Annotated in this window: 21 protein-coding genes and 1 pseudogene; 11 read left to right on the top strand and 11 right to left on the bottom strand. The window is 47.5% G+C overall.

Annotated features, from left to right (window positions below):
- Positions 1-12: 12 nt before the first annotated feature.
- The 8 genes and pseudogenes from O3C43_16455 to O3C43_16420 all read right to left on the bottom strand — a co-directional run bounded on the left by O3C43_16455 (position 13) and on the right by O3C43_16420 (position 11,169).
- The gene (locus O3C43_16455; protein ID MDA1068082.1) at positions 13-1,365 is read right to left on the bottom strand and encodes a Gfo/Idh/MocA family oxidoreductase; all 1,353 of its coding nucleotides are present in this window, start codon (positions 1,363-1,365) and stop codon (positions 13-15) included.
- A 133-nt stretch (positions 1,366-1,498) separates the two neighbouring features.
- Positions 1,499-2,986 carry a sulfatase-like hydrolase/transferase gene (locus O3C43_16450; GenBank protein MDA1068081.1) on the bottom strand — a complete coding sequence of 496 codons (1,488 nt, stop codon included), beginning with the start codon at positions 2,984-2,986 and terminating at the stop codon, positions 1,499-1,501.
- A gap of 127 nt (positions 2,987-3,113) precedes the next feature.
- Positions 3,114-4,163, bottom strand: a complete 1,050-nt coding sequence (locus tag O3C43_16445) for a hypothetical protein (protein MDA1068080.1) — start codon at positions 4,161-4,163, stop codon at positions 3,114-3,116.
- On the bottom strand, positions 4,160-4,966 hold the full coding sequence (locus O3C43_16440) for a hypothetical protein (GenBank protein ID MDA1068079.1): 807 nt from the start codon (positions 4,964-4,966) through the stop codon (positions 4,160-4,162). The genes O3C43_16445 and O3C43_16440 overlap by 4 nt, the downstream gene beginning before the upstream one ends.
- Positions 4,967-5,151: 185 nt before the next feature.
- Positions 5,152-7,470 (bottom strand): PQQ-dependent sugar dehydrogenase, encoded by a 2,319-nt coding sequence (locus O3C43_16435; protein MDA1068078.1) that lies wholly within the window; start codon positions 7,468-7,470, stop codon positions 5,152-5,154.
- An 11-nt stretch (positions 7,471-7,481) separates the two neighbouring features.
- Positions 7,482-10,025, bottom strand: coding sequence for a serine hydrolase (locus O3C43_16430; protein MDA1068077.1), 2,544 nt, complete (start codon positions 10,023-10,025; stop codon positions 7,482-7,484).
- 45 nt (positions 10,026-10,070) lie between these two features.
- Positions 10,071-10,823, bottom strand: a pseudogene (locus tag O3C43_16425) (DUF1080 domain-containing protein).
- A gap of 94 nt (positions 10,824-10,917) precedes the next feature.
- Complete coding sequence (locus O3C43_16420) at positions 10,918-11,169, bottom strand: hypothetical protein (protein ID MDA1068076.1); 252 nt, start codon at positions 11,167-11,169, stop codon at positions 10,918-10,920.
- Between the two features lie 436 nt (positions 11,170-11,605).
- Between O3C43_16420 and O3C43_16415 the strand changes: the two genes are divergently transcribed.
- The 3 genes from O3C43_16415 to O3C43_16405 are packed head-to-tail and all read left to right on the top strand — an operon-like array spanning position 11,606 to position 12,925.
- Positions 11,606-11,803 (top strand): hypothetical protein, encoded by a 198-nt coding sequence (locus O3C43_16415; protein ID MDA1068075.1) that lies wholly within the window; start codon positions 11,606-11,608, stop codon positions 11,801-11,803.
- Positions 11,804-11,824: 21 nt separating this feature from the next.
- Positions 11,825-12,568 carry a hypothetical protein gene (locus O3C43_16410; GenBank protein ID MDA1068074.1) on the top strand — a complete coding sequence of 248 codons (744 nt, stop codon included), beginning with the start codon at positions 11,825-11,827 and terminating at the stop codon, positions 12,566-12,568.
- A gap of 30 nt (positions 12,569-12,598) precedes the next feature.
- Complete coding sequence (locus tag O3C43_16405) at positions 12,599-12,925, top strand: hypothetical protein (protein ID MDA1068073.1); 327 nt, start codon at positions 12,599-12,601, stop codon at positions 12,923-12,925.
- Here O3C43_16405 and tnpA read toward each other — a convergent pair.
- Together tnpA and O3C43_16395 are read right to left on the bottom strand one after the other, a co-directional pair.
- Entirely contained in the window at positions 12,917-13,360 is a 444-nt protein-coding gene (tnpA, locus tag O3C43_16400) for an IS200/IS605 family transposase (protein ID MDA1068072.1), read from the bottom strand. The two genes, O3C43_16405 and tnpA, sit on opposite strands and share 9 nt — an antisense overlap.
- 44 nt (positions 13,361-13,404) lie before the next feature.
- On the bottom strand, positions 13,405-16,032 hold the full coding sequence (locus tag O3C43_16395; GenBank protein ID MDA1068071.1) for a hypothetical protein: 2,628 nt from the start codon (positions 16,030-16,032) through the stop codon (positions 13,405-13,407).
- Positions 16,033-16,392: 360 nt separating this feature from the next.
- Between O3C43_16395 and O3C43_16390 the strand changes: the two genes are divergently transcribed.
- The 7 genes from O3C43_16390 to O3C43_16360 all read left to right on the top strand — a co-directional run bounded on the left by O3C43_16390 (position 16,393) and on the right by O3C43_16360 (position 21,640).
- A complete protein-coding gene (locus O3C43_16390) occupies positions 16,393-17,481 on the top strand; it encodes a Fic family protein (protein ID MDA1068070.1) in 1,089 nt (362 codons plus the stop codon).
- A gap of 127 nt (positions 17,482-17,608) precedes the next feature.
- Entirely contained in the window at positions 17,609-17,887 is a 279-nt protein-coding gene (locus O3C43_16385; protein MDA1068069.1) for an AbrB/MazE/SpoVT family DNA-binding domain-containing protein, read from the top strand.
- On the top strand, positions 17,884-18,264 hold the full coding sequence (locus tag O3C43_16380; protein ID MDA1068068.1) for a type II toxin-antitoxin system VapC family toxin: 381 nt from the start codon (positions 17,884-17,886) through the stop codon (positions 18,262-18,264). The genes O3C43_16385 and O3C43_16380 overlap by 4 nt, the downstream gene beginning before the upstream one ends.
- A gap of 169 nt (positions 18,265-18,433) precedes the next feature.
- Positions 18,434-19,057, top strand: a complete 624-nt coding sequence (locus tag O3C43_16375; protein ID MDA1068067.1) for a hypothetical protein — start codon at positions 18,434-18,436, stop codon at positions 19,055-19,057.
- A gap of 1 nt (position 19,058) precedes the next feature.
- A complete protein-coding gene (locus O3C43_16370) occupies positions 19,059-19,880 on the top strand; it encodes a nucleotidyl transferase AbiEii/AbiGii toxin family protein (GenBank protein MDA1068066.1) in 822 nt (273 codons plus the stop codon).
- A 20-nt stretch (positions 19,881-19,900) separates the two neighbouring features.
- The gene (locus O3C43_16365; protein ID MDA1068065.1) at positions 19,901-20,146 is read left to right on the top strand and encodes a hypothetical protein; all 246 of its coding nucleotides are present in this window, start codon (positions 19,901-19,903) and stop codon (positions 20,144-20,146) included.
- Between the two features lie 561 nt (positions 20,147-20,707).
- Positions 20,708-21,640 (top strand): transposase, encoded by a 933-nt coding sequence (locus O3C43_16360; protein MDA1068064.1) that lies wholly within the window; start codon positions 20,708-20,710, stop codon positions 21,638-21,640.
- 342 nt (positions 21,641-21,982) lie between these two features.
- On the opposite strand, the gene O3C43_16355 is transcribed toward O3C43_16360, so the two are convergent.
- Entirely contained in the window at positions 21,983-22,414 is a 432-nt protein-coding gene (locus tag O3C43_16355) for a hypothetical protein (GenBank protein MDA1068063.1), read from the bottom strand.
- Positions 22,415-22,570: 156 nt separating this feature from the next.
- Between O3C43_16355 and O3C43_16350 the strand changes: the two genes are divergently transcribed.
- Positions 22,571-24,319, top strand: a complete 1,749-nt coding sequence (locus tag O3C43_16350) for a hypothetical protein (protein MDA1068062.1) — start codon at positions 22,571-22,573, stop codon at positions 24,317-24,319.
- Positions 24,320-24,371: the final 52 nt, after the last annotated feature.

Raw genomic sequence — 24,371 nt, 5'->3', positions numbered from 1 at the left:
AAAGGATTTAAATCAGCCGTTTAATGGCCAGCCTTCACGGTAATGTTTCTTGAGCATCTTGCCAGCTTCCGGGTTGCCGACGATTTTGCCTTTTTTGCCATCATACTGAACTTTTTTACCAGCTTTGTAAGCAACCAGACCCAGGAACATCATTTCCATCATTTTGCCATTATAGTCAAAATCACAGGAGGTCTTCATGTCGGTTTTCGCCGCATTGATCCATTCCTCTTGAAATCCAATGGATGGAGGAACGAGTTTCTTTTTCGGACGCGGTTGATAGTAAGTCATGTTGGCATTTTTCCCGTAAGGTAAAACGGCACGCGTGGTGAAATCGCAAACCAGGGCACCTTCAGAACCGACGAACATACCACCGTGACCAATCTTGGTCACATCGATAAATTTGTTGGGCATCTTTGGCTTCATAGCCCCCTGCCACCAATTGACACGAACTTCTCCACGCCAATCATTTGCCGGAATCATAAACCATGAATGCATATCAACCGGGACTACCTCGGGATTGAAGGCCTCACCTTTGGCCTCAGCGGAAGTAGGTAAGTCTGCATCCAGAGCGTTCCAAACCAGATCCATGGTATGAGCGCCCATGTCACCAATCTGGCCACTGCCAAAGTCCCAAAACATATTCCAGTTCAGGCAATTCGAGCCGGGTTTTTCCGGAAGATTCTGGTAATAGCGGGGATTATAATCATGCCAGGGTGACGGCCCAAGCCAGAGATCCCAATCAAGGCCTGCCGGTGGTTTGCCCTCTTTCTTCGGATAACCAGGTTCACGTAGCTCACGATTGCCCCAGGCATGTACATCTTTCAATTCACCGATTACCCCATCACGAATGAGCTCCCTTACGCGGGCGAAATTATCGATCGCATGTCTTTGGGTTCCCACTTGAGTGGCCAACTTGTCTTTCTTTTCAAGCCACTTCAGTCGATTGTAGCGCGCCTCATGGACAGAATTACCAAGCGGTTTTTCGCAATAGACATGGTAGTCGCGGTTCAAAGCCCAGGATGAGATGTGACCATGAAGATGATCGGGTGTGCAAATTACGACTGCATCAACGTCCTTTTGGTCAAGGGCTTTGCGCCAATCTTTGTAGCGTGTGGCCTTGGGGAATTCCTTTGCACCAATAGCCATGTAGTCGTCATGCACATCGCAAATAGCCACTACGTTCTGTGTTTTTAGCACATTGTAGTGGGCAGTGGCTCGACCATAAGCGCCGATCAGGGCGATGTTCAGTTTATTGCTCGCCGCGCTTTGCCCAAAGAGTGAGCCGCTTGGCATGATGAGGAGACCAGCTCCAGCAGCAGCGGTTGTTTTTACGAAATTACGTCTATTTATTGGGGTGTTCATCATTTTGATTGGGTTGAATTCGAAGCCGCTGGGACTTTGAAGAAAAATAAATTAATGGATAACTAAACTGATTTTTGGTTCCTATGCCACCATTATCCTTCATGAAAGATTGGGCGATTGCAAAGCAGTTAAATGATTACTTGGAGACCAATTGCGGGTAGTAAGGTTTCAGGTCCAGACCATCTTCCATTTCATCCTGCAACTTAAGAAGAATTTGAAACATTTTCTTAATTCGGGGCCACTGGGCCGGGTCCCCAACCAGATCATGCATCTCGGCAGGATCTTTCTTCACATTGAATAGGCGAAGCACATGTCCTTGAGGATAAAGAACCAATTTGTAATCCCCTACTCTGACCATACGTTGAAACTCCATCTCATACGCAAAATAAAGGGTATCTTTTAAGTGACTCTCCTGCTTCCTGTCTTTGATCAAGGGCATGACGCTGCTGAACTCGACGTAGTCTGGCTTTTCAATGCCACCCAAATCGAGCGCCGTAGCCATGACATCCTGCACATGCACAAATCCGTCCCTGCCTTCGCCTTTTGGAACGTCCGGACCAACAACCATAAACGGGACCTTCACGCTGTGTTCATACATGTTCTGTTTACCTAGCAATCCGTGATTTCCACAGGACAAGCCGTGGTCGGCTGAGAAAAAAATGTAGGTATTGTCCATTTTCCCCGTCTCCTTGAGTTTGGCGATAATACGTCCGATCTGCTCGTCCATATGTGAAATGATCGCATAGTATTCCTGGCGGTTCACACGAATGGAGTATTCCGTTCTCGGCATGGGTGCCAGGTTCTCATCTCGTAAAATGGAAATTTTACCATCAGAATTACGCCAACTCAACATCCCCATTTCCTTCATGTGGGGGTACTCACGCAAATAATTGATTGGCACTTCCATCTCCTCCTGAGGATACAGATCCACAAAACGCTTGGGTGCCTGACGGGGATCGTGAGGCGCATTGAAGGCTAAAAACATGAAGAAGGGTTTTTCACTATCCGCTGCCTTGTCCAAAAACAGTTCTGCATCATCGGCAACCACTTCGCTCCAATGTTTGCCGCCTTGCCAAAATCCTTCAAAGGACTGATCGTAGGGTGACCATTTATCCAGTTCTCCTTCAATGGGCCGAAGGTAGCCTTCAGGTGTCTGATTCGGCATTCCAGGTCTTTCGTGAATCGCGTTTTGATACAGATCGGCTGATGGAATCTTCACGTGCCATTTGCCGGTCATGTAGGTCTCGTAACCCGCAGCCTCCATTAATTGAGGCCAGGTTTGGCCCTTTTCGGCCAATTGCTGCAATTTCTCTTTGCTATCAACTTGGTGAGCCCTCCAGATAAATCGACCCGTTTGCATCATAGTTCGTGAAGCCACACAGATGGCTCCGTTCCAACCGCCCATATTATAGGCGTTGTAAAAGCTAACTCCCGATTCAGCCAGAGTATCAAGATGGGGCGTATGGATGTCTTCGCAACCATGGGCATGCACCGTTTCATAGCTGTGATCATCCGCGAAAATAAACAGGATGTTGGGTTTGTCTTTGGCTACGGAGAGGCTCGCTCCAAAAAATAAAGCAATGAACACAGAAATGTGGAGGGGTTGTAGGAATTTCTTAGGCATGTAAGTTGGATAGATTAAAAAAAGGGAGCATCATCAGGTATTGAGAACAGATCAATAGCAGAAAGCTCTGATCAAGGATTGTATTCACCAAGCTTTCAGAAAACAACCTGTACTTTTCAAAAATCCTTTATCTGGCATCTATTGGAATCACCCGTATATCTCCAAAGGTGACATCGGAAAAATGGGCAAGCAGCAGAACACTTCCTGCCTGAACGTCATCATTTTCTTCCCACCGCTCTAAATCCGCGTTCTCAGGCTCTTCTTCACCTACAGCCCATAGTTTTACTTGAAAGCGGCTGTGCCCATTGGACAGGGTTTCCACGCGGTGTTTCATATGGTACGGTTTCTCAAACTGAATTTGTCGGCGACGATCCGACTCAACGCGTAAATGTTGTTGGCCATCGAAAATTCGCCATCTGCATTGGCTGAGATCACTACCCAATCTGAATTCAGCAGTCGCTCCTAGTGGATGCCATTTTACAGTAGGTTGGTTTCCATCCGGATCGTGTCCCGGCCACCTGGTTGCAATCGCGGCGTGTGAGACATTGGTTTTGTTTGGACCGGATTTCGGAGGCGTGAGCGCGTGAATCGTCACAGTTGTTTGAACCTCGTAGTTAACCCAACGTTCATCACCAAATGCTAACACCCGATCATAGTATCGATCTGTTGTTCGAACTCCAGCTCCGGTCAGAATCCATTTACCGTCGACGATTTGCGCAACATCCTGAATGTCCTCTACATCGCTCCAATGAATCTCATAGGGAAGCGCCCAGCCAGGTCCTTCTACATAATTGATAACCGTGACATCGGCGGTTACCAATTCCTGGCTTTGGTGTTTGGCAACAATGTGAAGGAGGTTTTTCCCGGATTTTAGTTCCGAACAAAGCAACTCCACATTGAAATCCCCGGTGCGAGCGATGCGTTTATAATCTTCACGAAAAGAAAGCTCCCTAAGTTCGGACCCATTTAACGAGAAGTGAAGCGACTCTATTTCTTCCCCCGGTGATACATGACCCAAGAGGTTTACCCATCGCTGGGGATGACCGCCCAGATGTCCGAAGCTTTGCTCCGAACCATACCACACATCTATATCAAGTGATTGTCCGAAAGTAAAAGAATTGAAAGTCAATAAGAACGCCAATACCCAACCTTTTCTAAAATTGGAACCGTGGATCATCGATTTAGTTGAGTGAATACAGAGTCCTTAACTACCGGATAGTCTGTACTCTCTACGAAACAAATAGTGAAAGAGAGTGGACTATCCAAATATTTTTCACCTCCGGCTCTACCAAATCCAAATACCGTCATTTCATCCCGCATATTGTAATAACGGTCAGGAAATACATCGTCCAAATGATTAACCAGGACTATCATTCGAGGCGAAGTGACATCCCCAAACGCTATCCATTCAGGGCCAGGTAAATCATCGTTCTGCTTTTCATCGATCGAATGAGCTACTTCGTCCTTCGAAGAATACCAGAAGTCCGTCTTATCCAACTTCCCTCCCGGAACGCCTTCATACAAAATCCAGTACTGCCGACCGGGACTCACCCGATTCATGGTAAAGTCACAGTGCGTCGGTGAAAAATCCCACACACCTTCCCATTGTCCATTCTCAGAGGTAAATACGATTTGAATGCGATTGGGCTCTTGAATCGTGATCGTTGAAGTGGATGGATCCGTGCCTGCGTTTCGAGCATGAAAATAACTTCCATCCTGTTTATGGATGGCGTTGGGAAATCCACGGTATTCACCCTTCGACTCTGTCCCTAGATCCTTATGAAACCCTATCCAATCGACTCCTTCGACGTCGAGCATGCTGGAAAGTCCCCCACCTTCCTTTTCAAGGTAGTAGGTGGCTATTGGGGTAGTAATAATGTAACATGGAACATTGCCCGCAGTTTCATCGATGCCGTCGGTGAGAATAACGAACGGTGAACTATTTTCCTGAGAGCATCCGAATAGAATAATAGTCAGCATAAAGTAGCACAGGCGTCTTGCCTTAGCTTTATATACATCTTCGAGCCGTCTGGTGACAAATAACAACCTCACTCCTACCTTATAGTTCCTAAACTGTAGGAGCGGGTTTATCCCGCGATTTTTTGGTAGCCTTTCGAGCGATCGGGGCATAAAGCCCCTCCTACAATTACTTTGAGAATTCATCGTCAATTATCTTCCAACCCACGTATCCAAGCTTCAATGACTTCTATTGCGGGTGACTCCACATTATGGACAGAAACCGGCGGCATTTTAAATGGACCTTTGTGTGTCATTCTTTGCAACAAAATGGATCGATCGGGATCTCCTGGCACAACCACCTTGGCTCCTTCAATTCCCAGATCGCCGGCCATCAACTCTCCATGAATAATATTTTGATCCGCTAACGCGGTTATGAACCTTGCATCGAAATTACCCCTGGAAGGTCCACCCGGTTGATGGCAGCTGGCACAATTCACATCCAAATAGCTGCGGGCTCTCAATTCGAGACTTGCTTCGGGATCCTCTATAGAGGCCAATCGTTCAAGTCGCGAAATATCCTTCTCTCGAAAACGAATATCCAGCAGCCCCATCGAACTCCAATCGCTGATTTGGGTGCCAGTATTGAATTGCCGCATATTAATCTTTGGAAGAAAGCCCAAAAATGACTGCTGAGGATTTAAACTTCTTTCCGGGCCTGGAGAAAAGTATTGAATACCCGAATCATCCGGGAGCGAAACAATCTCCCCACGCTTTACTACAACACTCTCATTAGCCTCCTTGTTCCAGCGATAGGCAACCGCTTGAAACTTCAAGTCAGGCAAGGCTCGAAATACATGCGTTTCGTGTGGCAAGCCGCCTACGGTTGAGTAGTGCTGCACAATAACCGTCCGCTCAGGCATAATCCACTCATCGCCGAACGAAAGTTGAATACGCTTACCTTCTGGCAGCTTGAAATAGGTCCTAACCTTCAAACCGGGCAGCCAGGGAGGAGCATTCATTTTGGCCTCCACAAAACCATCCTGCACCGTTTGTTTCGATAGATCAGTGAAAATGCCAAGATCAGATAATCTTTCAGCGTAAAGTTCGGGCGGTTTCTGAGTACTCTCGCCAGTGTAGCGAAATACCACCAAGCTACCGGAGTCCTCTTGAAACTTGTTCGCGTCACGCCAGATGGTTCCGCGATTCATCACCCACATCGATCCGTCCGGATGCACTTCATTCCAAACCGGTTTATTCAGGTCGCTTGCAAAATCCAAGACCTCACCTGGATCATTCACATCAATCGCTTTCACCCAGTTAGAAGCCCAATCGACGAAGAAGAACTTTCCTTTCCATGGCTCTGGAAAGTTGCCCGCTTGAGGATAAAAGACTCCACCCGCAATACAGCGACCTACGGTTGTCGGATAATGGTAAACCGGATTGGTGTATTCACCTTGCGCTGAAGGTCCTTCAGCCTTGGGCCATCCATAGTTGTGCCCCGAAAAGATCTCATTGATTTCCTCGTAAGTTGATTGGCCTACATCCGACTCAAACAGACGAGTTGTCCCCGGCATAAAATCCATGCCCCAGGGATTGCGAATTCCGATGGCGTAAATGGAGCGGTATTTTCCGTAGGTTTGCCGATAAAAGGGATTGTCCTTAGGGATGGAACCATCGGGATTGATTCGGAGTATTTTCCCCTGAATCGTTGTTAATGATTGAGATGCTTCTCCGTTGAGGTGTTCGCCGTTCGCAATATACAATTTCCCGTCCGGTCCAAAACGGATGGGTCCCCCCTGGTGACCCGCCGGAACACGCCCCGCAATCCTGGACTGATCATCTCCTTTGAGAAGAATGCGCTCGCTTGCCGGGTCCACTCGATTCCCATCTAAAGTAAACCGACTAACTACATGATGAGTGTAGGGCTCCTTGGCTACATAAACGAGATAGAGGTAAGGAGAGAGTGGAAAATCCGGATCGTAGGTAACGCCAATTAATCCACGCTCCCAATACGTATCCAACTTCTCAGAAATATCTAGCACCGGTTCCGGCAGTAATTGCTCATCAATCACCATTCGCAGGTAACCGGTTTGCTCAGCGTAGATCACGCGACCGTCGGGAAGGATCGATATAGCGGTGCCAGCATTGATATTTTCGACAACGACAGTCTCTTCAAAACCCTCCAACAGAGTGGCTTCCGCCAATAATGCTGACGGGCCTGAAAACAGGATACTGAGAGCACCCATTAAATACGTGGTGGCGGATCCCAAATATTTGATAATTGCAGCGACCAAGGGTAGACGCACTTGCCCGGCAGTTACAGCTTCAATGGGTAGGGATGGACCGCCGGGCCGTCCGCAATAGTGGCGACAGAATCCTCGGACACCTCGGCGAGGCGTCCCTACCCATTCGGATCCTATAGCTAGGGCAACTGCATCCCTGCAGTGCCGTGTTGAAAGTAAGAACCGCAGGATACCATGCCTTTTAATGAAGTCATAAAAACTGATATAAAGGACTTTAACCATTCAATGTGCGATTACCGGTTTCGGCTGCGAATCATCAAAGCAGGACCGGGTAATAGGATCTCGATACCATGGTGTTCAGTATCGCTCACCAACTCGAACCGGTTCTCCCCTTTTTTCAGCCAGGAAGGATCAATGGAAGTCACAGAGTATTCAACCTCGTGCCCGGAGCCTTCCGCCACAGGAATAAAATGACCGTTTAGCTGAAAGTATTCTTTTACCTCCCCGGCACCTCCCGTCCAAGAAATCACATGGAGATCAGCTTGTTCGATGTCCGAGGGATCAATGTCGATATTTATGGTACACGCCTTCTTACGATTGACCCTGGACCAGAATGGGTTCGGTAAATCTTTAGAGCTAAACAAGGAAACTTCGACATTCTCTCGTGGCGCAACCTCGAGGCCACCTACCTTGGCCGCCTGGAAATGTAGATTAGGATGATCTTGAAATGAAACCGTCGCTTTAACTTCTATCTGTGTCTGTGCTGGAAGCATTGATAAATCCCATTCAAGCCGGTGCGTTTTACCACGACCTGCCCCAAGCATACCGTATGGTTTCCGCTCCTTTGTCATGCCATGCCAATCCGTTTCGAAACCATTGCCATTTTCATCGTAGCCGTAGTAGCGAGCTTGATACACGACTTCGGAAACCGCTTCCAATTGATTGCTTTCTATTTCAAAAAGGATGGTCTCGCCCTGAGTGTTGGCCGACACCGTCGCCTCAAAACTCCCTAAACCTCTAGACTGGAGGTCGGGGTGATCCCTGGATAAACGAACGTCCAAAGCTGCATTTTCGACTATAAAATGCCCCCACTCCAACCCGGGCTTATCGCAAGCAAACTGCAAGGTATTGTAACCATTCACCAAATCGGTCGGTGCTAAATTGAACGTAGGATAAAGGTGCGTGCAGTTATCATAGGCAGTTCCATTCTCCGGTATCGAAATCTTTTGTCTCCCATTAATGGATACGCGTTTATGACTGGTTCCTGGATGACCTCCCCAGATTTCGCAATATAGATTGGCTCCGTCGATAGATCGCAGATCTTCTTCGATTAGAATCCGCATCGCTCCACTGGATTGCGTTTCGGTTCTTGTGGCATGGCGTGGATGGACACCTATTCCGGCGCTATTTACACGCAGTTGTCTCCGGTTAAAATAAGGATTACCATGTTCTTCGCCTTGTTCGTACCAATAACGACGCACAAATCCAGAGTCATCGATGGCCCCATAAACACGTTTCTTGAAATCCTCCCTGATCGTTACATGGGCGTTCGGAAATATTTGCGTCATTACCAGGCCGATCAATTCTTCCTGCGGATCCACCCAATAATACGTGTTAAAGATCCCTCCCCAGGAATAGGTGCCGACAGAAGCCAAATCGTCAGCCTTGCCTCGCTCGGTCAATACCCCAAATCCATAACCAAAGCCGTCCCCATGACCCGGGAAGGGAACGCTTAACTCTCCGATGTGATTTTGCGTCATCAAGTCGACTGTTGATTCATCTAAAATCTTCACACCTTCCAGACTGCCTTTATTTAAAAGCATCTGCAGAAAACGCATATAGTCCAAGGTCGAACCAACCAACCCGCTTCCGCCGGCGTATAACTTGCCCTGGCCTTCGTTGGATAAGTCAGCTGAATAATTGATAGAACCAGCTGATAAGATTTCACTACCGACTTTGACCAATCCTCCATTCTCATCGGGTGAATAAAGGGGGACTAACCGTTTCTGCTGCACCTCATTCACGTAGAAACGCGTATTCTCCATTTTTAAGGGTCTGAATATACGTTCGTGAAAGTATTGCTGCAGAGTTAAGCCTGACACGACCTCGATGACGCGACCCAGCACATCGATGGACTGTCCATACATCCATTGCTCTCCAGGTTGGAAGGCCAGAGGCAATTGGGAGAGTTTATCCGTGTGCTCTTCCAGAGTATCTATATTGGGAACCAGCAGATCGTGCACCCCTGCTTTTTGATAAAACGCATCCTGCGGGATTCCAAACCAACCATAACCGATCCCTGATGTATGAGTCAGTAGATGATGAATCGTAGGCTCCGCCGCTACATCTGTGAGCGTGACTCCATCTTCACCAAGTACTTTGAGCGAAGCAAAACTCGGAAAGTAAAGCGAAACAGGATCCTTCAGTTTTATCGATCCTTCTTCCACAAGCTGCATAACAGCCACCGAGGTCACCGCCTTCGTCATGGAGGCAAGGCGAAACAGTGAGCCGGTGTCGCACTCTCCAACAGATTCAAAGTAGCCAATCTGCCCATGCCTGGCTACCATGCCAACCGCTGCGGTAACAACCCCATCATCCACCTGGCTTTGCAGATATTTGGTAATTTCAATGAGGGCATCTTCAGACAGTCCAATCTGCGCAGGAGGAACCTGGACCAGATCCCGGTCCGATGCTTGGACCAGGCTGGCTAAAACTAAAAGCGCGCATACCGCGATGGATGATTTAAAATGTAGGAGCGAGCTTGCTCGCGATCCCGTAGTCCACTGATTCGCGAGCAAGCTCGCTCCTACAAATAACCTGCGTATGTTTTTAACCATGCGTTTCATTCCTAAAATGGTGGGGCTGGTGAATGAATGTAATACCTACAACTCCCGAATACGAACATTCTTCACCTGGATTTTGATTGGTATACCCGCATGCAATTGTAGCCCAATCAACCCGGAGGCTTTAAAGTTCTCCTCATCCTCATCGATTCCAATACTCAGGACGACTCCATTCACCATGTGGATGAACTGGTTCCCGTTGGCGATGATGGTGTAGTCATTCCAGTCATCGCGCTTGATGGCTTTTTCCAGTTCATCGGGATCACCGACAGAGCCTATCTTTTCGATCCGCGGCTTTTTTGTATTTTCCGGATTGTTACGCACGATGACCACTTCGCCGCGTTGGCCCATGAACATCCTGTGCTTTTCCTCAAAAAACATTCCAGTGAAACGGTCTCTGGGTGGTTTACTTGAATCATTCTTATCCAGATGCCAGCGAGGTTCAAAATCGGCCTGCAGTCCCTTCATGACATGGTCGCCGACATCTTAGGATCGGTATTGCATACCCGAGTTCTGGCCATCCACCTTATACTGGAATCGCATTTCGAAATTCCCGAATGAACCACCCCGGTATATCAGAAAGGTATTGTGAGGCGCTTTGTTATCCTCAGTAGTCTGACCCACGATAGCACCATTCTCGACTCGCCAGAATTGGCTCAATCCGTCCCAGCCGGACAAATCCTTGCCATTGAACAGAGCCTTGAAGCCAGGTTCCAGTTCGTGGTGGTTGGCTGAGAGGGATAATCCGAGGAGTAAGAAGAAAACACATAGGGGAAGAATAGGATATTTCATGATGATTGAGTTTAGAGTTTCGGCATAGCCAGCAACACTCTGATTACCAGATTGATTTCAAAATAGAATTAGACTGTTATAAAATAGAAAGCCATTACTTTTCCTTGGTTTGAAGTAACTCACTGATTTGAACGTTGAGAGTTTCATTTGCCTTTTCAGCATCCACTTTGGCCAGCGTTTCCCGCTTAAGCACGATGGGGTTTCCATGGCCGATGTTGTTGAGCAGATAGAAGTCATAGCTCAACCGCTGATCCCGAACCAGACGTATAAGCGTTTGCCAATCCTGGTCCTCAGCTCTTCGACTGATTCCAGAGGTCAAGATATCGACTCCGGTTTGTTTGCCCATTGCCTGAAGTGCGGGGAGTCACGATATAAATGCAATTGATTTCCGGTTTCCCACAGACAAACAGGTAGGGCGGGTGCGTCCCCGCACCGCCGCCGAACGTCCAGGAAACACACGGCACTGCGAGGACGCAGTTGCCCTACCCATCTCGGATTCAAGGAAAATTGGATTGAGCCGTTCGCTCGACCAAAAGGCCGGATACTCCCCGCACTTATAGTTACACCCGTCCCATACCATTGAAACTTGATAGCCTGCATCCTCACAATTAAATACCTCTAGTGGTTTCCATTAATACAATATTCTGGAAATTGGTAACTTAAAATAGAGGAAGCTGACAACTTATGAACTTGTGAAAGATTTTAACAAATCTTATCTTAACTGCATTTAGCTTCCTACGTGCTCTTCGTCTGGTGGCTTTTGACCTACACACATATAACCAATGAATAAATTTCTTTTCCTGATCTCCCCTCTTCTTGTGCTATTACCTCAAATTCCGGCGGCTGTGCTGACCGTGGATAACAACGCAGGCTCCGTAGCCATGTTTACGGGAGTTCAGGCTGCGATCAATGCCGCAAATACAGGAGATACCATCCTGATCGCAGGTTCTCCAAATTTTTATGGCGATTTACACGTATAAAAGCAGCTCCACTTTGTGGGGGTGGGTTATTTCCATGCAGCCAATGCCATACCTGGATTAAATACCCATGTCTCATTTATTCACCTGCGATTCAAAAACGACAGTACGAATGGAAATAGCTCCGGTTCTACGGTTACAGGGACCTACGGCTATTTGGAGTCAGAAGATGATGTCACCGGACTTGTTATCGATAAGTGTTTCAATAACGGACATAACTGGACTTTTAACGGTCCCGTAACTGTGACTCGATCCTTCGGAACAACTGATATCTCGATGCATGCCGCGACCAGTTCCATTTCTAACAGTGTATTCAGGGACATTCGGTTATATGCAGGTAATTCTTCCGCTACGAACTGCGTTGTCACCGGAGGAATCAGCGGAGCAGCCTCCAATACCAGTTTTACAAATACAATCTTCCTAACAACCGTGGGGGCCAGTTGGGATGCTGATCCTTCCTTCACTTTTTGCCTGAATATAGGCGGAAGCTTTCTTCCCGCAGGGAACGGCAATATCAATGGCGAATTGGTCGGCACAGTCTTAATGGCATCAGGATCCTCTGACGGGTATTACCAACTGAAGGAAGGTAGCCCGGCAATAGGAGCCGGATTCGGCGGAGCTGACATCGGAGCCTTTGGCGGTTCGGATCCGTATATGCTTTCAGGCCTTCCTGGCATCCCCCGAATGACTCGCTTCAATGCACCGGGAACTGCCACCGGACTCACGGCTGTAACGATTGAAGTAGAAGCGGAAGCCTTCCCCGAGTAATGCGCGTTTATCTGTAACTTATAACGGCTCATGAAAACGCACTCTAGCTTATCGTGTCTTTTGGCACTCATCAGTTTTGCCGGGTTAGCAACGGCACAGCCGGTTATCGAACAGGCTGAATATTATTTCAATTCCGACCCAGGACCCGGAAATGGAACGGCTATTTCTGTGCCAGCGCCGAATGAATCACCTATTGATATCAGCTTTGATATTCCAGCCGGTACCCTGGCCGCTCTTGACGACGGATGGCATAAACTTGTGGTTCGTTTCAAGGATAACGATGGCGATTGGTCGGTGGCAATGAAACTCCCCGAAGCAAGCATCGGGGTATCTGAAACAGAAACATTCTTACCATAATCTTAGCTGACGCAATTCCTCTTTCGGTTTGCCTTGTTCCAAAACGTAGGTCTCAACCGAAGTCCAATTCCCTTTTTCGCCCACCGTCCCAACGTAATAACCTGAACTCCAAAAGCTGCCTCCCCACAGTTCCTGCTTTAACCACTTCTCTCTTCCAAACAATTCCCGAGCCAAGATACTTTTAAATTTTCTCACTATACTTCCCGGTGCTATCTTCGGATGAGCACCGCATAACAAATGCACGTGATCTTTATCCATACCCAATGCCTCCATTTCGATTTCATAGCGTTCCCCTATGCCCTCGGCTGTCTCCTTCATAACGCGTTCCACTCGTTCATCAATCAAGGCCTTGCGATATTTTACGGGCATCACCAAATGATAATGAATCTGCCAGGCGCAATGACTCGCTTTGTTCACTCGTTTCGTCGAATCCACAAAACACTCTTTTCATGAAAACCTGCGGTTTTCAAACTTTCCCTTCAGTCACCGACCCCGAAGCAAGCAACGGGGAATAACAAGTTTAAATCGTCAAATAGTTCTTGCAAAGAGCTATACGTACCAACGGCTTCAGGACCACCGGAGAACTCGAGAACTTCATCAAGTGTCATCCCACTATTAACTGCGTTAATAAATCGACTAAATAAAGAAGCTCCATGAGTACTGACGAGGTTTATACGCGGCATATTCGCATTAGCTCCCGCACTATCCGTTTCGAACCAATTAAACCGCATGGAAAGTTTGTCGTCTAACATTCCTACAGTAAATCCATACTCTTTGGTTATTCCACTGGGAGGAGGCAAAACCTCACCAAAGCTGTTCCGTTGAACTCCAACCGGCTCAAAATTTTCTGATTCTCCATAATGAACACTCAGATCTGTACCGCCGGGTAATTCGAAAGGAAGGTGACCTACTACGCTCCAAGTGAAAGTGTCGCCGCTCGTTTCAAACGAGGGATCATCTTTTAGAACGAGATTACCCTCATCCCATATGCCGCTGGGCAAGCGAACATTACCTGCCCGCTCGAAAATGGTCGATTTATCGGTTCTCCAACCTGCAAGCCCCACCAAATGCCCGCCTAAAAAATAACTTTGCCAACTGAAAACTTCAGATTCGACTTCTTGCCGTTCGATGTTTCCACCATTCAAGGTTTGCCGGACACTGAAACTATCGCTGGTTTGAACAAGTCCGGTTGCTCTGTCGTAGAAAGTTATCTTGTGCGTATCGCCATCTTTGGATACGGGAACTGAAATGTGATCAGCTATTCGAATATCGGAGTAGGATTGCGCACCCAATTGCGAGTCCCCTACATAGGCGATAGCGATGACATTCGTGAAAAAAGTATTGATTCCGGCATTCTCGTGATTGGTCCGTACATCCGTTCTATCATTTACCCAAGAACTCCCGTAATTTCTACTCAAATCATCAATGGTTTGTTTATTGTAAAGTGCGGTGAAAATATGCTTACCGAGCCAACCCAGATTGTCGGTCTTTTCGGCGAAATCGATCGAGTAAAAGCCGGTCGCACGATAGGCCTCACGGTCTGTTTGACTAGTATTGTAGGCACCATAGGGGGCATCAAGGATATAGGGCCTCCCCAGATTCGGATTGGGCTCACCGTTTCCAAGATATTCACTGATATCAATGGCGACGTCATAATTACCGGTGCCTCCGCCGTTCATACCTTGACTGAAGGGAAGTTGCCACCACCTGTCATAGTGCTGCTTATCATAGGCAAATTCGACACCTGCCTCTCCATTTAAAAACAACTGCTCCAGAACCAGGTTGGTAGCGTCAAAGTCATGAGATATCGAATTCGTTTTACCGGTGATCAAGTTGTTTTCATTATCGAAAACATTCCTGTCCTGAATCGATGGCACGGCAAATCCGGGAGTAAAATTGCCAGAGTTAAAGCTGGCTGTTCTGAACATATCGAATTGAGGTCTCCCAACATTGGGTCCAGTTTTTGCAAGGTTAAACTTCATGTTGAACATCATCCCATCAATGCTGGAGTCCGCCAAACCCATGCCTGTTTCTTGGGAGTCCGGCTCCCTAAAAACAATAAAATTTTGCACAAATCCAGGTTCAATAACGCTCCCCGGCACATTATTTCTATTGAAGTAGACATTGCGGTCATCGAGGGTAATTTTTCGTATAAAACTGCCATCTGTCACCCAACCCGGCAAGGAGAGACCCGTGTAGTTAGGAAGTGAAGAATCCGGAGGATTAAACCAATCCGACAAGCCTCCATCACTCGGCGGAATTACAATCGGCGGAGTCCCATGAATGGACCCCGATTCGAAGTTACCTCGCAAGGTCATCTGACCCAAAATGTCAGAGTTTTCATTTTTGAATAAAACTGCCTGAAGAGCGACCGAGATTCGTTTATCGATTTCGAATGCCGGTCGTTGCTGGTATTGAGTGTCGTCGTACAATCCCGAGAGCCTTACTGACAGACGCCCATCAATAAGTTCCTGATTATAGTCAAAAGACTCACGATGACTGCTATTTTCTCCAACACGAATGCTGAATTCACCGAAGTTGCTACCCAGCATTGCCCCTTGAATACCATTGTTGATAACACCCCCGGGACTCCCGATGCCAAACAGCAATGAGTTCGGTCCCCGGTTTATAGTGACTCGCGTAGAATTGTAGGTGTCGAAAGGAATGTCCGTCAGAAAAAAGTTTCTGGTTAAAGAGGCGGACGCCAGTCCGCGGACACGTTGGTTGCTTTGGGGTTCAATTCTCTGGTTGGTGAAATCCGCTCGTGCTGAGTTAACGGAACTACCAGCAAAGTTACCTTGCACGCCTCCAACCTCAGAGCTTGTGGCATAGGAAAGAATGGTAGAGGCATCGACCGCACCCGTATCCTCAAACAATTCTTCGGTAAGAACGGAAATAGCAGCTCCAACATCCCGCAATGGGGTATTCAGCCTTGTTCCCGCAAGCGTAGAAATAGCGAGGTAGCCTACGTTCTCCTCTTCATCAATGGTAAAAGGACTGAGTTCGTAAACGTCTTCGCTATCTTCTTGCGCCACCAGGGCGAGCGGCAATGCCACGGTCAGTAATCCAAACAAAGCTCGTTTGGAGCATCGAAATACTGTCTTCATAGGGTGATCGGATTGAGTGTTGTTAATTAGGTTTGTGTTGAATTTTTATAAGCAAGAACACATTCCCCGTGGCTGCTTCCAAATGTTTTCGGACGGCTAACCTTGGGACTGTTTTTGTTGTTCATAATATCAAGTAACAAATGACAAAGACATATGTGTATATCAATTGTCAATGACATTTGACAATTGATTTTTAGAAAAACGACTTTTATGTGATACGCTGCCCGCGAGGTTCGCGTTTTCTCCCGGAACTGGGCTTCCTTCCCATGCGCGCCCATTAGAATCCGATGAGTTATAAAAAGACTTGCTATAGCTCACTTTTAGCCGTTTATATGAGCTATAATAACCCCACTTTAACTCATGACATGGAACTGGCAACGCGAAGACTGGCCAAATTTCAGCTATGATGCCGTGGCTTTAACGGAGCTGGAAAACAGGTTTCTAAGGGAATCTGGCACGCTGCTTGGCGCATTCAAGCATCTCGGCAGCAACGAGCGGAAAACCATCACCATTGATCTAATCAGCGATGAAGCTTTGAAAACTTCGGAAATCGAAGGTGAGTTTCTGGACCGCGAGAGCCTGCAATCCTCCATACGTAAACAATTTGGACTCCAGGCAGACGGGAAAAAGATCCCGCCTGCCGAACAGGGCGTTGCTGAAATGATGGTCGATTTGTATGAAAATTTCGACACGACTCTTGACCACACCACCCTTCACGATTGGCACCGCATGCTTCTGAATGCCCGCAAGGACATCAAAGAAATTGGGCGCTACCGGAGTAATCCTGAGCCCATGCAAGTGGTCTCGGGAACTATTCATGCTCCCAAGGTTCATTTCGAGGCTCCCCCCTCCGCATACGTTACCTGGGAAATGGATGTATTCGTCAAGTGGTATCAACAGTCAAAAGACGCTATCCCGGTCTTAACACGTGCCGGCATCGCCCATGCCTATTTCGTTTCCATTCACCCCTTTGAAGACGGTAATGGCCGTATTGGAAGGGCTATTTCAGAAAAGGCCATGTCTGAAAAGTTGGGCCAGCCAACGCTTATCGCTTTGGCCAAAACCATTGAAGGCAATAAGAAGGCCTACTACGAAGCCCTTCAAGGCATCAACCGAACAAACGAAATTACAAGCTGGCTTATCTATTTCGCAAACACCGTCCTGGAGGCCCAAAAGGCGACTATAAACCTCGTCGAGTTCGCGATCGCCAAAGCGAAGCTTTACGACCGACTGAGCGATCAATTGAATGCCCGGCAAGCCAAAGTCATCGCTCGCCTTTTTAAAGAAGGGCCTAGCGGGTTCACAGGGGGTCTTAGCGCGGAAAACTATATCTCGATCACAAGAACCTCGCGAGCCACCGCAACAAGAGATCTCTCCGATCTGGTAAACAAAGGTGCGCTCACCAAGACGGGAATGCTTAAGCACACACGCTACTACCTTAACATTTAATCCCCTTTCGTCCTCCCGCATTAGACGGTGTCGAAGTTGTTCCTCCCTTAAAAATTCTGCTCGGCAGTAAATTGTAAAACAATACGATTTAAATTGATTTTCTACAAAAGCGTGCGTTTTGTAAGGAATGACAACTTTACAGGCAAAAGTCACTTCCAAGGGCCAAATAACCCTACCGAAGCAGCTTCGAATAAAGCTTGCCATACGGAGTGGTGACCGGCTCGAGTTTACGCTGGAAAGGCCAGACCGGATATCCATACGCAAAAAGCGGGCTCCGGGTTCTTCGGCGGGTTGCGGCAAACCGTTCCTTAAAAGGAAGCAAAAAGCGGTCACCACCGAAGAAATGGATCAAGGAATCCGGCAAGCCATAAGCCGCAAACACGGATCTCTTCTTTCCGGGAAATGATCGCTTTCGATACCAATTACCTGGTCCGCCACATCGTCCAGGACGATGAAGAACAATGCGGCATCGTTGCTTCCGAATTGGCAAATGAAAGCAAAGAAGAGCGGTCGATAAGAATTCTCGATCTGGTCCTGATGGAAACTTCATGGGTCCTCGAAGCTGTCTATGGATTTGACCGGAAAGCATGGGCCCAAGTTCTCGAACAACTCTTGGAGGATTCCGCATTCAGTTTTGATGATCCGGGTCGCTTGCGCGCAATGATCAAGCTGTATCGAAAGGGGAAGGCAGACTTTGCCGACTATTTGATTGCCGGGACCGCTCGATCCGAGGCTCTTGAGTTGAGAACTTTCGACAAGAAGCTTCTGAAGGAAAACGCATAAGGTTTTAATTCCAAATCACGGTCGCCGAGCGGTGAGCAGAATCAGCTCGTTCATTTTTATCTTTTTGCTCCTACTTCCCAATCGTCGGTTGGCGCGCTGGCAGAAAATGGGAGATTACATTGAATAACTTTGTATTGCATTTTATAGACAATTATGTCTATTTAACGAAATGAAAATCGGGGAATTGGCGGATCGCGTCCCAAAAAATGGCTTGTTCAGAACGGGGCAGATCTTATCCGGGTATGGACAACCAGCTCATGTCCGTCGTCAGCTGGATCGGTGGGTGAAGAGTAAACGCATCCTGCAGCTGCGACGGGGCGTCTACTTACTCCAGAGGCCTTACGTCTCATCAGCCGCACATCCCTTCGCAGTCGCAAACGCTCTGAAAAAGGCGTCGTATATCAGCCTGCAATCCGCTTTAGCTCATTATGGGATGATTCCGGAATACGTTCCCGTCGCCACCAGTGTGACCACGGGAAGGCCCGAAGAATGCGATACGCCCATCGGTCGTTTTCAGTTTCGCCATATTTCAACGGGCCGCTTTTTTGGTTTCGAAGAAATGGAAATTGCTCCCGACCAGCAGGTCTTGATTGCAAGTCCTGCCAAAGCGCTGGTTGACCTTCTCTATCTGACACCGCACAGCGACAATTGGGATTACCTGCGAGAACTTCGGCTCCATGAACCGGATGGCTTTGATCGCGAGGCGCTCGACGCCGTCGTTGAGAAGCTAGGATCAAACAAAGTTAAAAGGGCTATTCGGCTGGTCGTTCAACTATGGGAGGAGGACCGCTAATATGAAGCCTTTGCTTCTAGACTTGCTCCGCGATGAGCCGGACGATTTTCGCCGCCGGAGCCGGACGCGAGAGTACCTGCAGGCCCGGATTCTCCTGGCTCTGCAGGACAGCGGCGCCTTTACCAATTGGGCTTTTGTCGGCGGTACGGCCCTACGGTTTCTTTACAGCCTTCCGCGGTATTCCGAGGATCTCGACTTTTCCCTCGCGCCACCTGATGGAGAAGCGCGATTTGAAAAACACATGGATTCTGTTCGCGTAGATCTGCTGGCGGAAGCCTACGACGTGGAGATCCGAACTCGCGCAGGTAGTACTGTGGCTGCGGCGCTAGTGAAATTTCGAGGATTGCTTTATGAATTAGGACTATCCCCACATTCTAACGAAGTGTTCATGATCAAGGTGGAAATGGACACCCGGCCCCCAGCAGGAGCCCTTACAGAAACGCGCCTGGTGCGGCGATTTATCATGCTCAATCTGCACCATTACGACAGACCATCGCTTCTGGCCGGGAAGTTGCACGCTATCCTTTCGCGCAAATTTACCAAGGGCCGCGATCTCTACGATCTTGCCTGGTATCTTTCTGATCCTGATTGGCCGGAGCCCAATCTCATGCAACTGAACAACGCCCTCCGTCAGACTAACTGGGAAGGCTCAGAAGCGACCCCGGATAACTGGCGAAGTTTGATCGCCAAAAAACTTCAGACCATCGACTGGAAGCAGGCACTTCATGACGTATCCCCTTTTCTTGAGCGCAAACAGGACGCTGCCCTTGTTTCCGAATCTGTCCTTCTTCCGCTACTGAAAAAGAAGGAGAGCGGTCGATAAGAATTCTCGATCTGGTCTTGATGGAAACTTCATGGGCCCTCGAAGCTGTCTATGGATTTGATCGGAAAGCATGGGCCCAAGTCCTCGAGCAACTCTTGGAGGATTCCGCATTCAGTTTTGATGATCCGGGTCGCTTGTGCGCTATTATAAAGCTGTATCGAAAAGGGAGAGCAGACTTTGCCGACTACTTAATTGCCGGGACCGCTCGATCCGAGACTCTTGAGTTGAGAACTTTCGGCAAGAAGCTTCTGAAGGAAACCGCATAAGGTTTTAATTCCAAATCACGGTCCACGAAGCTCGAAAAGTTCATCTCCAGTAAGTTTGGGTGAAATTTTGAACAAGGTAACGGAGGAAACAGAGAAACTATACCAAAGCGCCCCTCGGATTGGCGGTTTACGTTTTCTGACCAGAATGGGAGATTGCGTAATAGTAACTCTTTTAAGCTAGTTATTTGAGGAATTGAAACCGGAAGTTTAGGAGAGTTCTTCGGTTAACCAGAACCTCTGTTCCCTCCGTTGCCTTGTAGGTCTCCTCATTATGAATTTACCGGATTTTGAGCACTTCCGAGAATGGGTCCAAACCACTCGTCGGAGGAAGTGCTCGAAAAATCCTTTGATGTTATTAGTCGTTGAAGGTGCCAGGAATCTGCGAAGCGGTTGCAACCGCTTCGCAGTAGCTTCGGATGAGACCAGTCTGTTACCAGAACCTGCTTTCGCTGAGTTCCAACAGGAGCGGCGGTCCTCCGAAGTACCCTGGCTTAATATCAAACAGTTGACCGAGCCCATGCTACGGCAAGTGAGCTCACCTCTACAAGACCGATATAAGCCATGAAAAATAAAAACTACGATTATATAGCCATAGATATCTCCAAATCTGATTTGGAAATCAGAACCGACCAGCACCGCTGTAGCTTCACTAATAACCTTACTGGATTTAAGGCATTAGTTAAACTCGCTGGTAAACAGGAACAGCCCCTTGTCGTTTGTGAATCAAGCGGAGGGTATGAACGTGATATGATGGATTACCTCCATCAAAAGCAAATACCGCTAACTCGGGTGAATCCAGGTCGCATTCGCAACTACGCGCGCAGTGAAGGTATGAAGGCTAAGACAGATCCTATAGATGCCTCAATGATCCTGGGGTTTGCGCGGGAAAAGCAGTTGCAACCAATTGCCCCCATCCCGCCTATACGCCAGGAACTTGCCGCTCTGCTGGATCGTAGAAATCACCTTACCGAGCAAGCGGCACGGGAAAAGAATCGAGCTCAAAACAGCTCGAAATTTATCAAACAATCGATCCATCGAATGATTAAGGTGGTGGAAAAGGAAATCCAGCGCATCGAACAACAGATAGAAAAAATCGTGAACAATGATCAGCAGATCACTGAAGAAATGAAGATCTTCGAATCGGTTGTCGGGGTGGGGAAAGTAACCGCATGGACGGTTCTGGCCTACCTGAGCGAAATAGGAACACTGAAGCGAAACCAGATCGTTGCCCTGGCAGGCATAGCTCCATATAACAAGGATACCGGGGTGTTTAAAGGCAGACGCACAATAGAAGGAGGCCGGGCAAAGGTTAGAAAATGCCTTTACATGGCCGCTCAAACCGCAGCTAGGCACAACCCGGTTATTAAACCTTATGTGGAGGGCCTCAAGGCCAGAGGAAAGCCCTACAAATGGGTCATGGTCGCTGTCATGAGAAAGCTTCTCATTCACATGCACATATTAATTAAAAACCATCATTTAGCACTTGCTCCATGACACAGTTGCTCCTGTTCAAATTATTTCTCAAAAGGAAAAGGTACAGGCTTTAACCACCAGTCTTCGCCAAGGCTACGACAAGGCACGGCTTATGGCACTGATTTTCACTGAAGAAAAAAACAAAATCATTCGTAGTTAGCTTATACTTTTTAAAGGGGACCTGCTTTCAAGTTTTTTGTGTAATTCTGCGCTTTTCGTAGTTAAAACATTTTTCTTAGTAGTTTGTTAACCACGTATCAGAAGGTAGGGATGGACGCCGAGCGGTCCGCTTCAGATGAGTCTGAACAAAAAGAGGCAAAAATACCTCGGACCTCCCCGCGGAAAGAATCGGAGATCGAGTTTCTATTCTCCTTCGAAACCGTACTGCCTTAGCATTTCTGTCACTGTATTTTTGAGCGATGGCTCATTGGGTGTCGCTTCTGTACAGCATTCGATATAGCCCAGGAGTGTCTTCAATGAGGTGGATTGACCATGGCTGCTTATCCAATCGTGGAAACATTCAATCGCCTCCAACCAGTCCATAATAGAATACGTCGATCCATCTACTCTTTCAAATAACTCCGTTGCATCACCGGTCTGTTTCCCCAAATAATCCAATATAATTCGGAGCTGATTCGGAGAATGCGAGGCCGACGTTAGTCGTTTTATTTCATCAAGACTGATGGCGTTTTTTTTCATTAAACTCCCGGCTTTCCCGATAGCAACGAGCCACAACGCTTCTGGTTGATTCAGCTCATTGGACCTGGTTTTTGCGAGTTGTTTGATGGGATCCATATTGGGGGGAAGCTTAAGTTACTGAAGATATCAATTTGATGTGGGCTGTAAGGCAACGCCTGTTTGTCTCATATTCGAGTGCATTTAGATGTCGCACAGTCGGACTTTATTTCCATACTACCCCCATCCTAAACCAACCTTAGACCTCGGATCTCAATGAAATTTGGGCACCTAATCTTTCCAGCACTCTTCTTTATTATCCTGATCGCCGGTGCGTTCTGGATTTTGCGTACCGTAGATGAGGTTAGCTATGCAGGCCCAAATCAACCGGTCTACCTTGAGTCGACCAATCGCCAGGAAGTCACACCCGAGTCTGTAGGAACCTCACGCGAAAAGGCGCATCAGGCGTTTAATCGGTTTGCCATAGATCTCGTAGAAATCGACGTACTTTCAATTGAAGAGAGAGACAACCTTGAACAGCTGCTTCTTCTTGGTGAAGCTCACTGGGGTGAGGAAAACTGGGCACCGTCTTTCTATGCGTTTGAGCGTGTGATAAATGGACTTGGCCCGCTCATTGATGACGGTGGGCTTGGATCTGAAAAGGCCTACGAAATTGAAGCCCGTTACAGCGAGGTTTCCGAGTCGATCACTCATGAAATTGTTCTTGTGGAGGGCACCTACCTCGAAGCGATTGAAATCGCAAACTTTGGCTACAACGCGTTAGAAGATAAGGATTGGATTTCGGCGATTCAATCTTTTGCCAAGGCTGTTGATATTCTCAATCTCGTGAAAGCTCAAGCGGCCGAAATCGTCGACATAAAATTGCAAGACGCACATTTTCTTTTTCAATCAGGAGACACGGCTGCTGCGCTGGAGTTGTATGATGAAGTGCTTGCCGCTTATCCCGATTCGATTGATGCAAATCGTGGACTTGATTTAATCCAGAGTGAATTGGCGAAAACAGAATTAGTCGAAGCCCTGGAAGACGAAATTGTGGTTGTAACCTCTCAGGAGTATACGCAGGTCAAACCAAGCTTAACCATCCCGGAAGACACATTAAATGATTTGGATGATAGCGAAAACCCTATCATCTCCCGGGCAGACCAGCACTACACAAAACGGGAATTTAAAGAAAGCCTTTCCTTATATATTGAGGCTTATTCCAAAGACCCCAATGCTCCTGGACTTAAAGAAAGGATCAGCCGGACCCGTAATGCTTTACGCGGTGAAGAAACGATTCGTCTTTTGGATAAAGCGAAAATCCTTTCCGAACTCGGTCAGTGGACCGGGGTTATCAAGACCTATCGCCAAATCCTTAATGTGGATCCTGTTCACCAGGAAGCTCGGCGTGGTTGGGAGGACGCATTGACCAGTTTAGTGAAGCAAATGGAGATAAACCAATATAAGGAGCTTCTTCGTCATCACTTGAATGCCAGTCAGTTTTCTCACGCAAAAGATGTTTTGGCTGAAGCAAAGAAAATTTTCCAGGATCGGGAAAACTTCGATGAGTCGTTTTTTATACTCGAACAAAATCTTAAGAATCAACAGGTCCCGGTGAAGATTCTTTTAATATCCGATGGAGAGACTTGGGTTAGTATTCCCGGGAAGCTCGCCCCTGAGCAATTTGAAGAAAAGGAGATAACCATTTTCCCGGGGCATCTGACTCTTGTGGGGTGGCGGAAAGGCTATGAGCATCATTCGGTTTCAACAGCGTTCGATTTTGCAAAAGCGCCTGATTCAATCACTGTCATTTGTGATGCTCCTCTGGCAGAACAGAGGGACTATGTAAATTATGACGGTCATGATCGTGTGTTGGCGGCTCTAGGATCTTTTGATCTGATAGATTTGTTGAGCAACGTGGAAAGTTTTTCCAACTGGTTTCGATTCGGTGGGAAAATGGATGGAATTCTTGTTGAGGAGGCTCAAATCAAAGGCTGGGAACTAACCTTACTGACTAGTCCTTAGCATAGGCTACACTTGGGGCGTAAAAAAACGACCTGACCAGCGATTTGTTTTT

This window comes from Verrucomicrobiota bacterium (genome assembly GCA_027622555.1).
Taxonomy (GTDB): Bacteria; Verrucomicrobiota; Verrucomicrobiia; order Opitutales; family UBA2995; genus UBA2995.
This window is presented reverse-complemented; position numbering and strand designations above follow the sequence as displayed.